This window comes from Serratia sp. CY55921 (genome assembly GCF_052167655.1).
GTDB lineage: Bacteria > Pseudomonadota > Gammaproteobacteria > Enterobacterales > Enterobacteriaceae > Serratia > Serratia ureilytica.
The window spans coordinates 2,299,471-2,313,147 of the sequence record NZ_JBJNMU010000001.1; the positions used below are offsets into that span (position 1 = coordinate 2,299,471).

15 protein-coding genes are annotated in these 13,677 nt (G+C 59.5%); 11 read left to right on the forward strand and 4 right to left on the reverse strand.

The features are described 5' to 3' along the window. Positions 1-9: 9 nt before the first annotated feature. Entirely contained in the window at positions 10-882 is an 873-nt protein-coding gene (locus ACJ8M3_RS11115) for an oxygenase MpaB family protein (RefSeq protein WP_046686638.1), read from the reverse strand. Between the two features lie 242 nt (positions 883-1,124). Here ACJ8M3_RS11115 and ACJ8M3_RS11120 point away from each other — a divergent pair, with 242 nt between their 5' ends. The 4 genes from ACJ8M3_RS11120 (at position 1,125) to ACJ8M3_RS11135 (ending at position 4,359) form a co-directional block, all read left to right on the forward strand. Then, positions 1,125-1,568, forward strand: coding sequence for an acetyltransferase (locus ACJ8M3_RS11120; protein ID WP_033642318.1), 444 nt, complete (start codon positions 1,125-1,127; stop codon positions 1,566-1,568). Positions 1,569-1,834: 266 nt separating this feature from the next. Beyond that, entirely contained in the window at positions 1,835-2,860 is a 1,026-nt protein-coding gene (locus ACJ8M3_RS11125) for a methionine ABC transporter ATP-binding protein (RefSeq protein ID WP_033642317.1), read from the forward strand. After that, a complete protein-coding gene (locus ACJ8M3_RS11130; RefSeq protein WP_033642316.1) occupies positions 2,853-3,521 on the forward strand; it encodes a methionine ABC transporter permease in 669 nt (222 codons plus the stop codon). Before ACJ8M3_RS11125 ends, ACJ8M3_RS11130 begins: the two co-directional genes overlap by 8 nt. A gap of 19 nt (positions 3,522-3,540) precedes the next feature. Next, entirely contained in the window at positions 3,541-4,359 is an 819-nt protein-coding gene (locus tag ACJ8M3_RS11135; protein ID WP_033652662.1) for a MetQ/NlpA family ABC transporter substrate-binding protein, read from the forward strand. Positions 4,360-5,097: 738 nt separating this feature from the next. On the opposite strand, the gene ACJ8M3_RS11140 is transcribed toward ACJ8M3_RS11135, so the two are convergent. After that, the gene (locus ACJ8M3_RS11140; RefSeq protein WP_089196761.1) at positions 5,098-5,742 is read right to left on the reverse strand and encodes a TetR/AcrR family transcriptional regulator; all 645 of its coding nucleotides are present in this window, start codon (positions 5,740-5,742) and stop codon (positions 5,098-5,100) included. A 176-nt stretch (positions 5,743-5,918) separates the two neighbouring features. On the opposite strand from ACJ8M3_RS11140, the gene bhsA (ACJ8M3_RS11145) reads away from it, so the two are divergent. The 3 genes from bhsA (ACJ8M3_RS11145) to dapF all read left to right on the forward strand — a co-directional run bounded on the left by bhsA (ACJ8M3_RS11145) (position 5,919) and on the right by dapF (position 7,616). Continuing rightward, a complete protein-coding gene (bhsA, locus tag ACJ8M3_RS11145) occupies positions 5,919-6,176 on the forward strand; it encodes a multiple stress resistance protein BhsA (RefSeq protein ID WP_089196760.1) in 258 nt (85 codons plus the stop codon). A 193-nt stretch (positions 6,177-6,369) separates the two neighbouring features. Next, positions 6,370-6,627, forward strand: a complete 258-nt coding sequence (bhsA, locus tag ACJ8M3_RS11150) for a multiple stress resistance protein BhsA (RefSeq protein ID WP_089196759.1) — start codon at positions 6,370-6,372, stop codon at positions 6,625-6,627. A 113-nt stretch (positions 6,628-6,740) separates the two neighbouring features. Further along, positions 6,741-7,616 (forward strand): diaminopimelate epimerase, encoded by an 876-nt coding sequence (gene dapF / locus ACJ8M3_RS11155; protein WP_033642310.1) that lies wholly within the window; start codon positions 6,741-6,743, stop codon positions 7,614-7,616. Here dapF and ACJ8M3_RS11160 read toward each other — a convergent pair. Beyond that, positions 7,591-8,889, reverse strand: a complete 1,299-nt coding sequence (locus tag ACJ8M3_RS11160; RefSeq protein WP_089196758.1) for an SLC13 family permease — start codon at positions 8,887-8,889, stop codon at positions 7,591-7,593. The genes dapF and ACJ8M3_RS11160 overlap by 26 nt on opposite strands. 85 nt (positions 8,890-8,974) lie before the next feature. Next, positions 8,975-9,880, reverse strand: coding sequence for a bifunctional helix-turn-helix transcriptional regulator/GNAT family N-acetyltransferase (locus ACJ8M3_RS11165; protein WP_084819338.1), 906 nt, complete (start codon positions 9,878-9,880; stop codon positions 8,975-8,977). A 481-nt stretch (positions 9,881-10,361) separates the two neighbouring features. On the opposite strand from ACJ8M3_RS11165, the gene ACJ8M3_RS11170 reads away from it, so the two are divergent. The 4 genes from ACJ8M3_RS11170 (at position 10,362) to amyA (ending at position 13,664) form a co-directional block, all read left to right on the forward strand. After that, positions 10,362-11,033, forward strand: coding sequence for a CsgG/HfaB family protein (locus tag ACJ8M3_RS11170; protein ID WP_016928605.1), 672 nt, complete (start codon positions 10,362-10,364; stop codon positions 11,031-11,033). 18 nt (positions 11,034-11,051) lie between these two features. Then, positions 11,052-11,408 carry a DUF4810 domain-containing protein gene (locus tag ACJ8M3_RS11175; RefSeq protein WP_046686634.1) on the forward strand — a complete coding sequence of 119 codons (357 nt, stop codon included), beginning with the start codon at positions 11,052-11,054 and terminating at the stop codon, positions 11,406-11,408. Next, complete coding sequence (locus tag ACJ8M3_RS11180) at positions 11,405-12,061, forward strand: DUF799 domain-containing protein (RefSeq protein ID WP_033642306.1); 657 nt, start codon at positions 11,405-11,407, stop codon at positions 12,059-12,061. Before ACJ8M3_RS11175 ends, ACJ8M3_RS11180 begins: the two co-directional genes overlap by 4 nt. A gap of 112 nt (positions 12,062-12,173) precedes the next feature. Beyond that, positions 12,174-13,664, forward strand: a complete 1,491-nt coding sequence (gene amyA / locus ACJ8M3_RS11185) for an alpha-amylase (protein ID WP_089196757.1) — start codon at positions 12,174-12,176, stop codon at positions 13,662-13,664. The last annotated feature ends 13 nt before the right edge of the window (positions 13,665-13,677 follow it).

The window sequence follows — 13,677 nt, forward strand, 5'->3', positions numbered from 1 at the left end:
GGCTGCGGCTCATGACGCCTGAGTGATGCGCCGCACCGCGCGCTGATAGGAACCGTTGCGCATCGACGCGCCCAGCACTTTGCCGAGGCCTGCAGCCCCCGTTCGCACCAGCCGCCGCCGCAACGCGCCCGGATGAAAGCCGAACTGCCGCTGCGCCCAATCGGGCAACAGATCGATGCCCGCCTGCATCACCACCCCGCCGAGCGGGCGCGCCAACGCGCTCGGCGCCGGCGCCTTCAGCAGAATGCGCGCCACCTCTTGGGTGCGTTCGTCACAGACCAGCTGCGGCCGCATCGCCTGCAGATAGTCGTCTACTTCCGCGCAGGACTGAGGGATAGCGGTCGCCCCCAGCGCGGCGGCCACGCGCGCCGCTTCGCGATAGTATTGATCCTGCAAATCGCGGGAAAGATGCGGGTTGCGGTAGCGCAGGTGGCTGGCCAGAAAACGGCTGCTCTCCGCCACGTGCACCCAGGTCAGCAGCGCCGGATCGCTGGCGGCATAGGGCGTGCCGTCGCTGCCGACGCCGGTCACCCGCAGGTGGATGGCTTTGACTTTGGCGATCAGCCGCTCCGCCTCGGCGGTCGGGCCGAAGGTGGTGACCGACACGAACTGGCTGGTGCGGCGCAGGCGGCCAATCATATCGTCGCGGAAGTTGGAGTGATCCCATACGCCGGCCAGCGCCAACGGGTGCAGCATTTGCAACAGCAAGGCGCTGACGCCGCCGCACAGCATCGGGGTGAAATCGCGGTGTACCTGCCAGATGACAGACTGCGGGCCGAACAGCCCCGGATCGCCGGGCGGATTCTCAAAATCGACGCCGCCGAGCGCCAACCCGGTCAGGCTGAGCACCTGTTTTTCTATCGCTGCGCGTACCGCTTCCATCCTACCGCCCTCTTGCTCATTCAGCGGCCAGTGTATCACGCGGCGAGCGCCTCATTGCGCCCTGCGGCGGTTGAAAGCTTTAACTTACTGAATTACAGTTGTTATACCGCTTGCAACCAGGCGGGCCTATTCGATCCACTGCAGAGGCGCTTTGCAGGGCGTTAACCCACGTTAATTCGGCACTAACCCCACAAAACCTCTATCTAGTTTCTTTTCCTTCAACTTAGATAGCAGAGAGTTCGATGATTACCATCAGAGCACGCGCGGCGGAAGACAACGCGCAATTGGCAGATATCTGGCTGCGTTCGGTGCGCGCCACTCACCACTTTTTAACCGAAGACAACATCGCACAACTGTTCCCGCTGGTGCTGAACGACTATCTGCCGGCGGTCAACGTTTGGGTGGCCGAAGAGCAGCCGGGGCATCCCTGCGGCTTTATCGGTCTGAACGGCAACAAGGTGGAGATGCTGTTTATCGACGCCGATCAGCGCGGCAAAGGCGTGGGCAAAGCGCTGCTCACCCACGCGGAAACGCTGCACGATGAGCTGCAGCTGGACGTGAACGAGCAAAATCCGCAGGCCAGCGGCTTCTACCGCCACTACGGTTTTGTCATCACCGGCCGCTCACCGCTCGACGGCCAGGGCAACCCGTTCCCGCTGCTGCACATGAAGCTGGAAAAACGCTAGTCCGCCCCCGCCGGCCGCCCTGCGGCCGGTTTTCTCCCCCTTCTCTCGCCCGCCGCCTAATATATCAAATCAGAATAAGTAATAGATTTTACATTCTTCCTGTCACTATCAACCCTCGGTAGGATTGCCCGGTATTCACCCGCAACAGAGGTTCCGTCCGTCACTTCCCGCCGGGTTGTGCCCCGCCGAAAAGCCGAACGATCCTTGTCCGGCGCGACGCGCCCCGGACGGAATGCTGTGATGTATCAATAAGGATCCGCTTCGCTATGATCGTTCTTTCGAACGTTTGCAAAACTTTTGACAGCGCACAGGGCCGCGTCGTGGCGGTTGACGACGTCAGCCTGGCGATAGAAGCCGGGCAAATTTACGGCATCATCGGCTACAGCGGCGCCGGCAAAAGCACGCTGATCCGCCTGCTCAATGGCCTGGAAAAGCCCACCAGCGGCCGCATTGACGTGGGCGGATTCGATATCGCCCGCGCCAAAGGCAGCCACCTGCGCCAGGCGCGGCTGAAAATCAGCATGGTGTTCCAACACTTCAACCTGCTGTGGTCGCGCACCGTCAGCCAAAACATCGCTTTTTCCATGCAGATAGCCGGCGTCCCCAAGGCGCAGATTGCCCCGCGCGTGGCGGAACTGATCGCGCTGGTTGGCCTGCAGGGGCGCGAAAACGCCTACCCGTCGCAGCTCAGCGGCGGCCAGAAACAGCGCGTCGGTATCGCCCGCGCGCTGGCCAATAACCCGAGCGTGCTGCTGTGCGACGAGGCCACCTCGGCGCTCGATCCGCAAACCACCGACGCCATTCTCGACCTGCTGCTGGCCATCAATCGCCAGCTGAAATTGACCATCGTGCTGATCACCCACGAAATGCACGTGGTGCGCAAAATCTGCCACCGCGTGGCGGTAATGGAAAACGGCCGCATCGTCGAAGAGGGGCCGGTGCTCGAGGTGTTCACCCGGCCACAGCAGCCGATCACCCGGCAGTTCGTCAAACAGGTGTCGCAGTATGCGGACACGGCTGAGAGCTTCAACCCGCAGCTCACCGCCCACCTGCCGGGGGCGATCTTCAAGCTGACCTTCGTCGGCGAACAAACTCATCAGGCGGTAATCGCCGAGGTGATTCGGCGCTACCCACTCACCGTCAACATTCTGCACGGCAAGATCAGCCACACCCTCAACGGTTCGTTCGGCGAACTGTACATCCACGCCGAAGGCAACGAACAACACGTCGCCGACATGCTCAGCCTGCTGAACGAAAGAGACATCGCCGTCGAGGTTATCCAACATGATTGAATCCCTGTTCCCCCACCTGCGTCTGGACCAACTGTGGGACGCCACCTGGGAAACGCTGTACATGACCGGCATCGCCGGTTTGGCCACGCTGGTGCTGGGCATCGTGCTCGGCGTGCTGCTGTTTTTAACCTCGAAGGGGCAGTTGCTGCAAAACCGCACGGTCTACACCCTGATCTCCGTGCTGGTCAACGTCTTCCGCTCCATTCCGTTCATCATTCTGATCGTGCTGCTGATCCCGTTCACCAAGTCGCTGATCGGCACCATTCTCGGCGCGGACGCCGCCCTGCCGGCGCTGATCGTCGGCGCTGCGCCGTTCTACGCCCGGCTGGTGGAGATCGCGCTGCGCGAGGTCGACAAAGGGGTAATCGAAGCGGCGCGCTCGATGGGCGCCAAAAACCGCACCCTGATTTTCCGCGTCTTGCTGCCGGAGAGCTCGCCGGCGCTGGTTTCCGGCATCACCGTTACCCTGATCGCGCTGGTGAGCTACACCGCGATGGCCGGGGTGATCGGCGCCGGCGGCCTGGGCAACCTGGCCTATCTGGAAGGCTTCCAACGCAACCACAGTGACGTGACGCTGGTGGCGACGCTGACGATCCTGCTGATCGTTTTCGTCATTCAGTTCATTGGCGACACCCTGACAAGAACGCTCGATAAACGTTAATTAACCAAGGAAAACGATGATGAAAAAGCACCTACTGATGTTGGCTTTCGCCTCTGTCGCCACCCTCGCCTCTTACGGCGCCGCCGCGGCAACCAAGCTGGTGGTTGGCGCCTCCAACGTGCCGCACGCCGAGATCCTCGAACAGGCCAAACCGATACTGGCGAAGGAAGGCATCGATCTGCAGATCAAGCGCTTCCAGGACTACATCCTGCCGAACACCGCGCTGGCCAGCCACGACATCGACGCCAACTACTTCCAGCACGTGCCTTACCTGAACTCGGTGCTGAAAGACCACGCCGACGACAAAAGCTACGACTTCGTCAGCGCCGGCGCGATCCATATTGAGCCTATCGGCATCTACTCGAAGAAGTACAAGAGCCTGAAAGATCTGCCGGAAAACGGCAAAATCATCATGCGCGACGCGGTGGCGGAAGAAGGCCGCATTCTGTCAATCTTTGAACGGGAAGGCGTGATCAAGCTGAAGCCAGGGGTGAGCAAGGTGGATGCGCGCATCGCCGACGTGGTGGAAAACCCGAAACACCTGAAGTTCCAGGCTAACGTTGAAGGCGCGCTGCTGCCGCAGATGTACAACAACAACGAAGGTGACGCCGTGGTGATCAACGCCAACTACGCCATCGACGCCGGGCTGAATCCGACCAAGGATCCGATCGCGGTCGAAAGCGGCGAAAACAACCCGTACGCCAACATCATCACCGTGCACAAAGCCGACGTGAACAAGCCGGAGATCGTGGCGCTGGTGAAAGTGTTGCACTCCAAGCCGATTCAAGACTTTATCCGCGAGAAGTACCAGGGCGCGGTGATCCCGGTCAATCAGTGACGCTGTATACGGCCCGGTAAAAACCGTAATGCTGGTCAGTTAGCGTTTTTATGCAGGCGTTCGTGAAATTTTCGGTCGATAAAAGTGAGATGCCCCATGTGGCTCCCACACCTCGACCGAGCCAGGGGCCGAAGGCGCGGCCCCTGGCAACCCGCTCCTTTGCCCTGTCAGACGGTTGGCTTTGCCAACTCCCCTCCCTCCGCCATAGCGCATTGAGGCCGGTTGCGACAGGCGTCCCTGCCTGTCTCACCTGAAACCGCCGTCCATGGCGGTTTCGCCTAATGCGCTACGTCTGCGTTCGGCGTCTTCAAGGGCGCCCAACACCGTGCTCATCTCCAACTTCTCTACCACAACCTCATAAGCGACAGATTTCCCGGTAGCTGCCAGCTCAGGTGTTGACCTTGGGCGCGCATCACCGGCTGCCGAGCAAGACGGCGTTGTCAGGGGCAACCGGCCAGGGAAGGCCGGTTGAGGCGAGACTAACAGGGACGTTTGTCGCAGCCGACCCGCCAGACAATGCAGGCGCGGCGAGGGTATCCGCATAGCGGACAGACGGTGTTAAGCAAAGGCGCGGGTGGAGGGGCCGCGCCATCGGCCCCTCCAATTGCCGTTCATGTTGGCCATAGAGAAATGCAGGACATTTACGGCAATTCCCCTGCACAGAACGCCCAGAAGCTGGATAAAAAAATGCCACTCAGGATTAACTGATCAGCATTGCGGTAAAAACCGGGCCTGTTTCTACACCTTATTGCCAATCTGGCTGAGCCGCGGCCACACCAGCATCAGCGCCTCCAGCAACCGCAACAGATCGTCCCGGCTTGCCCCTTCTCGCGCCTGCACCGACATGCCTTCAATGGTGCAAATCACGTATTTCGCCAGCAGCGCGGTATCGGTTTTCGCCAGCAGCTCGCCCTGCTGCACCTTGCGATCGAAGCAGGCCTTCAGCGCCGCTTCCTGGGCATGATGTTTTTTGCGCAGCATCTGGGCGACGTCGTCGGAAGCGGACGACAGCGCCGCGGAGGCGCACACCATAAAACAGCCTGACGGCGTATCGGGGTCGGTGAACACTTCGACGGAAGAGCGCACGTAAGCCTCGACGATCTCGGCCACCGGCACATCCTGTTCCAACAGTTGGTTGGTACAGGTGGTGTATTTTTGCAGATAGCGTTCCACCGCCGCGCGGAACATCCCCTCTTTGTTGCCGAATTCCGCATACAGCGTCGGCGCCTTGGCGCCGGTCACTTCCACCAGATCGGCCAGCGAGGTGGCTTCATAACCGTGCCGCCAGAACAGATCGAGCGCGCTTTCCAACGCCCGGTCGCGATCAAATTGTTTCGGTCTGCCACGGCTTTTTTTGCCGCAGACCGCTTCATTGATGCTCATCGTTCCTCTCCTATCCCGCTCCACGGCAGGGTTAGCACAAATAACTTAACGATCATTATAAAAAAATATTGCGCGCTCGTCGAGAACCGATTAGCATTTAGTTATCGATCGTTAAGATAAATTAGCGAAGCGGATTAAAACCCTCTATTCACCGTTATCGGAAAGGAATTAACATTATGAAAAACTTAAAATTAACCTTAGCCGCCCTCACTCTGGCCAGCGTTTCCTTCGGCAGCTTCGCCGCCGATTTGGTCACTAGCCAACCGGCCGACCAGCAAAAAGTGGGCGTCATCACCGTCAGCGGCGCATCCGATTTGACCTCGCTGGAAAACAGCCTGGCCGCCAAAGCCGATCAGGCCGGCGCCAAATCCTTCCGCATCACCAGCGCCGGCGGCAACAACCAGCTGCATGGCACTGCAGAAATCTATCAATAACAAAGCATTAAGCCTGTGGACTGCATATCCTTATTGCTCACAACGCCAGGGCGTAAAAAAAATTAATTAACGAGCATTAAAAAAATACTTGCAATCCGTCAAACCGGTATCTAACATTAAATTATCGATCGTTAATTAATTTAACGACCTTACAAAACAAACATCGTAAAGAACACTGATAGGAAATAAGACCATGAAAAACCTGAAAATGACCATCGCAGCCATCGCACTGGCTTCCACCTCCTTCGGCAGCTTCGCCGCTGAACTGGTGAACGCGCAACCCGCCGACCTGCAAAAAGCCGGCGTCGTTACCGTCAGCGGCGCGTCCGACCTGAGCAGCCTGGAAAACAAACTGGCGGCCAAAGCCGACGCGGCGGGTGCCAAATCCTTCCAGATCATCGCCACTACCGGTGACAACAAACTGCACGGCACCGCGATCATCTACAATTAATGGCCGGATCGGCAATCGTGCAAAAGGGCGGCTCAGGCCGCCTTTTGTTTGCTTTAACGCCAACGTTCTGTTGTAAGCTGTAGCGACCTCTTCCCGCTGAGCCGAGCAACGCCATGACTCCCCTGCTGTTTCACAAATATCACGGTCTGGGCAACGACTACCTGGTATGCCACCGTTCGGTCGCCGATCGCCTGAGCCAGGAACAAATCCGCCTGCTGTGCCACCCGCATTACGGCATCGGTTCCGACGGCCTGCTGATCGACAGCGGCGACGCCGTCAATCCCACCCTGCGCATCATCAACCCGGACGGCTCCGAAGCGGAGAAAAGCGGCAACGGCTTGCGTATCTACGCGCGGTATCTGTTCGACAGCAAGCGCGTGGCGCATCAGCCGTTTCTGGTGCACACCGCCGGCGGCGACGTGCGTTGCCAGGTGGCGGAAGACGCGCATCAGATAACCGTGGAGATGGGGCGCGCCAATTTCAGCCCGGCGGCGCTGCCGGCCTTGATCGATCTGCCGGAGGCGCTGAACTATCCGCTGCCCCTGAAGGAGGAGACGTTAAGCGTTTCGCTGGTGTCGATGGGCAACCCGCACTGCGTGGTGCCGGTGGAAAAACTGGATCTGGCGCAGGTGCATCGGCTCGGACCGCAGATTGAGCGCCATCCGCTGTTCCCGAAACGCACCAATGTACAACTGGTGGAAGTGGTCGATCGCCAGACGCTGCGCATCGGCATCTGGGAGCGCGGCGCCGGCTTTACCCTCGCCTCCGGCAGCAGCAGCTGCGCCGCCGCCAGCGTGATGCGCAAGTTGGGACGAGTCGGCGAGCGGGTTAGTGTGCGGATGCCGGGCGGCGAACTGCAGATCGCCTTCAGCGGCGATTTTCAGGTCAGCATGCGCGGACCGGTGCATAAAATCGCCACCCTGACGCTGGACGAAGACTGCTTTGCCGGCGGCGCGGGGCTGTTTACGGGATCCACCCCAGCAGCCTGAACCACAGATAGTCCAACGGCACCAGCAGCGCAAAGCTGAGCGCGGCCAACAGCAGACACAGCTTTAGCCCTTCACGCGCCGGCACTTTGCCCATCCCCATCGCCACCACGATCGGCGAGGCCTGATACGGCAACAGCGGCGTGGCGTAACCGATCACCTGGGTCATCAGCACCGTCAGCAGCGGCAAGCCGCTGCCTGCGGACAACGCCTGCGCCAGCGGGGTAAACAGCGCCGGCACGCCGTTGGCGGTCACCACGAAATTCAACAGCGCGGTGACCCCCACCAGCGAACCGAATGCGGTAAACGGCTTGCCGTGCAGATCCGGCATCATCGCCAGCAGCGCGCCGCCCAACCGATCGCCGAGCCCCGAGTGGCTGACCAATGCGGTCAGCCCCAGGATCCCCGCCACGTAAATACAGGTGCGCACGTTGACCCCGGCGGCGAACTGCTCGCCGTTGAGAAAACCGATGCGCGGCAACAGGCAGAAGCAGGCCGCCGCCAACCCTATCCAGGCGGGGGCGATGCCGTGCCAGCTGTCGGTCATCCACAGCAGCACCGTAATGCCCAACAGCGCTATCAGCCGCCACTCGGCGGCACTGAGCGGCGTTTGCCCCGCCTCGGTCGCCACCGGCTGCGGCCGGGCACGGAACAGGCCACAGATGCACAGCGTCAGCAGCGCGCCTTTGGCCAACCCGAGCACCGGAGCGTGCAACAGCAGATAAGAGAGATAAGCGAAGTGGCTGCCGTAGGCGCTTTCCGCCGCACCGCTCATCACCAGGTTAGGCACGTTGGCCGGCAGGATGCTGGCGGAAAGCTGGAAGGTGCCGAACCCCACCGCCAGCGCCAAACCGATGCGGCCGCGCGAGCCTTCCGCCAAGCCGGCGCGCTCGGCCAATGCCATGACGATCGGCATCAGCAGCGTAATGCGCCCCATATTGGAGGGCATGACAAACGCCAACGCGTAGCTTATCGCCACCACGCCGCCCACCAGGCGCGGCCAGGAACCGGCCAGATGCGGCAAGAGCCGGTTGGCCAGGCGATCCGCCAAGCCGGTGCTGCGGATGGCGGTGCCCAACACGAAACCGCTGAGCACCAGCCAGAATGCGGAAGACGCGAAACCGGAAAAGGTCACCGCGGCGGGTGCCAGCTGCAATACCATCACCGCCGCAAAGAACAGCAGCGCGACCAAATACTCCGGCAAACGGGCGCTGGCCCATAGCGCGATGACCACCAGCGTGACCAGCGCAGACAGCGCCATGGGATCCCCCAACATAATTCTCCTCCCTGATAAAACGTTGTGATTGTTATCAAACGGTTAACAGGGTGACACAAGGCGCGGGCGTTAACCTTGAAACCGCTCACATATCGTCGTTCTGCAGATTTTTCAGCATGCACACATTGCAGCCGTGGTGGCCGGTATTGCCGCGCCGTTCCGTCAGCAGCGTGAAACCCAACGCGTAATACAACCCGATCGCCTCTTTCAATTGTTCGGTGGTTTCCAGATAGCAATAGCGATACCCTGCCGCCCGGGCCGCCTTCAGCGCCTGCACCACCATATAGCGCGCCATACCCAACCCACGCACACCGGGTTTGAAGAACAGTTTTTGCAGTTCGCAATAGCCGGGCTCTTCGCCGGCCAGCGGCGCCATGCCGACGCCCCCCACCACCTGCCCGTCCCGCTCCAGCACCCAGTAGCGGCCGCCGTTGTCGCGATACAGGCCGGTCAGCCGATCGAGATCCGGATCGTGCAGGCTGACGCCTTCCATCTTGTCCATGCCGTACTCGCGAAACACCTCGCGAATGATCGCCGCCATCGCCGCATCGTCGCGCTCGGCGATCGGCCGCACCCGCAGATTGGCGTCGCGCTGTTTGCGCGCGCTGCGCAGCGCCGCGGTCATCTTTTTCATCGCCGCAGTGGTGCTCGCCAGCTCATCGTCATCCAACTGCGCCAGCGCCGCCTGCATAAAGCCGTCGGCGTCGCTCTCGATGCCGGCCAGCGCCTTGACGCCCTGTTTACTCAGCCGATGCAGGTTGTGCCGCTTGTCATCCGGATGATCCACCGTTTCTATCACGCCGGCGGCCACCAGGCTGCGCAGCGCCCGGCTGGCGCTGGCTTTGTCGATGCACAGCCGGGCCGCCAGCTCGGTGACGCCCAGCGGCTGCTCGCTAACTTCGATCATCAGATGGATCTGCAGCGGCGAAAAGCGCGAGCCGTTGCTCTGCTTGTTCAACATGCCGAATTCTCTGACCAAATTGCGCGCCAATGCTCTGAAATCCCTGATGTTCACAATTGATATCCCCAATTAGCTACCGATAAAAAATGAAATTTAGTTGATAGTGTTACCTAATTCTCACTACCTTAACGGATCATCAAACCGCCATGAACCCCGGTATAACAGAGGAGCTGATGCAAAACGTTACATTACCCAATACAGTAAACTGATTAATTAAAAAAAATCAGAATAAAAATTCATTAATTTAATATTGATAAAACAATAAACCAGTTAAAAAACATACAATCATGAAAAAATCTGCGGATAAGAGAAAAAATCGATATCAATCCATTGCATTACAATAGGTTACAACAATGTTAATAGCGGCATTAATGCCGATATCTTGTTGTAATTTGTTACATATTCATGGCAGGATCGCGGCGCTTCCATAACAGCGACAACGCTCGTTATGGAAACATCGGGCGCGGGTTGCTCCCGCGCCGTTTTATGCTCATGGAGAGATCGCATGCCAATGAAAAAATCACTCGCCGTCTGTTCCGTCGCCCTTTCCGTCACTTTGCTGGCGGGCTGCGCGACCGAATCCTCCCGCTCTTTGGAAGTGCCGAAAGTGGCTTCCTACAACACCACTTATCAGGGCCCACGCAGCCCTATCGCCGTCGGTAAATTCGACAACCGCTCCAGCTACATGAATGGCATCTTCTCCGATGGCGTCGATCGGCTGGGCAATCAGTCCAAGACTATCCTGATCACGCATTTGCAGCAGACTGGCCGTTTCAACGTGCTGGATCGCGCCAACATGGAAGAGTTGAAAACTGAAGCCGGCATTAAAGGGAAAGCACAAACGCTGAAAGGCGCCAACTATGTGATTACCGGCGATGTCACCGAATTCGGCCGCAAAGAAGTCGGCGATCATCAGCTGTGGGGCATTTTGGGCCGTGGTAAATCACAGGTCGCTTACGCCAAAGTCAATCTGAACGTCGTGAACGTACAGACTTCAGAAGTCGTCTATTCCTCTCAGGGCGCCGGTGAATACGAACTGTCCAATCGCGAAATCATCGGTTTCGGGGGCACCGCCAGCTACGACTCCACCCTTAACGGCAAGGTGCTGGATCTGGCCGTGCGTGAAGCCGTCAATAACCTGGTTACCGGTATCGAAAACGGCGCATGGCGCCCTGCTAACTAACGGACTAGAAGCAGAAAGATGATAACTAAAAAAATGGGCGGGGCGCTGTTTGCAGCGACCCTGTTGGCCGGCTGCGCCGCGCCGAAAACGCTTTACAATTGGGATGGCTACCAAACTTCTCTTTATCAATACTACCAGCAGGATGGGCAAAGCCCTGAGCAGCAGATCGCTACGCTGAAAGAGATCGTCGAGAAATCCCGCGCCAAGGATAAAGCCGTACCGCCGGGGCTGCATGCGCAACTGGGGCTGCTGTACAGCAAAACCGGCAACGACGGACAAGCCATGAGTGAATTCAACACGGAAAAAGCGCTGTTCCCGGAATCGGCATCGTTTATGAATTTCCTGATGGCCAAGGATAAGGGGAGCTTTAAATGAAGCGTGTACTCACTTTCCTCAGCGTTACCGCCATCCTGTTGCTGAGCGGCTGTGCTAAGCAAACGCCTTATGACTATGCGGCATTCCATGAGAGCAAGCCGAAGTCGATCCTGGTCTTGCCGCCGGTTAATCAGTCGCCGGATGTCAAAGCCAGCCACAGCGTGCTCGCCAGTGCAACCTTACCGCTGGCCGAGGCCGGTTACTATGTGTTGCCGGTCGCTGTAGTGGAGGAAACCTTCCTGCAAAACGGTCTAACCAACGCCAACGACATCCGCGCCGTCAGTCCGAAAAAACTGCACCAGATTTTCGGCGCCGACACCGTGCTGTACCTGGATGTCACGCAATACGGTACCAGCTACATGGTGATCAGCAGCGAAACTCGCGTTACCGTAGCCGCTCGCCTGGTTGACCTGCGCAACGGCAAACAGCTGTGGGCCGGCACCGCCACCGCATCCAGCAACGAAGGCAACAACAATTCCGGTGGCCTGCTGGGCATGGTGATCAGCGCCGCGATTTCACAAATCGCGGATACCATCAGCGACAAAGGGTTCGACATTGGTGCCATCGCCAACACTCGCCTCCTGTCGGCAACAGGTCAGAACGGCGCCATTCTTTATGGCCCGCGCTCACCTCATTACGCCAGCCAGCGTTAAGCAGTCTCTCGGGCGGCCTTCTCGGGCCGCCTATGCCAAACTTGTCCCTTTTGCCAAAAGTAGCCCATGCTTTAACTGCTCCTTTCCTTCTGGCTAACCGGGACGCTGGCTCATGACGAAAAAAACCACCCTGCTGCAATTCTTCCACTGGTACTACCCCGACGGCGGCAAACTGTGGCAGGAGGCCGCCGAACGCGCCCCGCACCTCGCCGAACTGGGCATTACCGATCTGTGGCTGCCGCCCGCCTACAAAGGCGCTTCCGGCGGTTACTCCGTCGGTTACGACACCTACGATCTGTTCGATCTGGGCGAGTTTGACCAGAAAGGCAGCGTGGCCACCAAATACGGCGACAAGGCGGCGCTCGAACACGCCGCCACTGCGCTGCGCGAACACGGCGTGGGGGTGCTCTACGACGTGGTGTTCAACCACAAGCTCGGCGCGGACGAGAAAGAACGGGTGCACGTGTTCAAGGTGGACGCCAACAACCGCAACGACATTGACAACCAGGGCTTCGACGCGCTGGCCTATACCCGCTTTACCTTCCCCGGCCGCCAGGGCGCGCATTCCGAGTTTATCTGGGATTACAAATGCTTCAGCGGCGTCGATTACGTTGAGCAGCCGGACGATAAAGGGGTGTTTAAAATCGCCAACGACTACGGCGACGACGGCTGGAACGATCAGGTCGACGACGAGAAAGGCAACTACGACTACCTGATGGGCGCCGACGTGGAGTTCCGCAATACCGCCGTGACGGAGGAGCTCAAATACTGGGCGCGCTGGCTGCTGGACACGCTGCCGTGCGACGGCTTCCGCCTCGACGCCGCCAAACACATTCCCGCCTGGTTCTTCAAAGAGTGGGCGGATCACGTGCGCGACAGCGCGCAGCGCGATCTGTTTATCGTCGCCGAATACTGGTCGCACGATCTCAGCGCGCTGCAACAATACATCGAGTTGGTGGACGGCAAAGTGATGCTGTTCGACGTGGCGCTGCACCTGAAGTTTCATCAGGCGTCAAAACAGGGCGACGGCTTCGACATGGCGCAGATCTTCACCGATACCCTGACCGCCGCCGATCCGGCCCACGCGGTGACGCTGGTCGCCAACCACGATACCCAGCCGCTGCAATCGCTGGAGGCGCCGGTGGAACCCTGGTTCAAACCGCTGGCCTACGCGCTGATCCTGCTGCGCGAACAGGGCGTGCCCTGCGTGTTTTACCCCGACCTTTATGGCGCCAGTTACCGCGATAAAGGGCGTGACGGCGGCGAGTACCAGATTGACATGCCGGCGATCCCGGAGCTGGAGAAGCTGATTGCCGCCCGCCAGCGCTTCGCCAACGGCCCGCAAACCGACTACTTCGACGACAGCCACTGCGTGGCCTTCAGCCGCGCCGGCACCGCCGACGCCCCCGGCTGCGTGGTGGTGTTGACCAACGGCGGCGAAAGCGGCAAGACGGTCGCGCTCGGCGCCGATCTGGCGCGCACCGCCTGGCGCGATTTCCTCGGTAACCGCCAGGAGGAAATCACCACCGACGACCAGGGCAGCGTCCATTTCCCGGTCAACGCCGGCAGCGTCAGCGTCTGGGTGCCGACAGGCAGCCTGTGAACGCCCGCCGCCG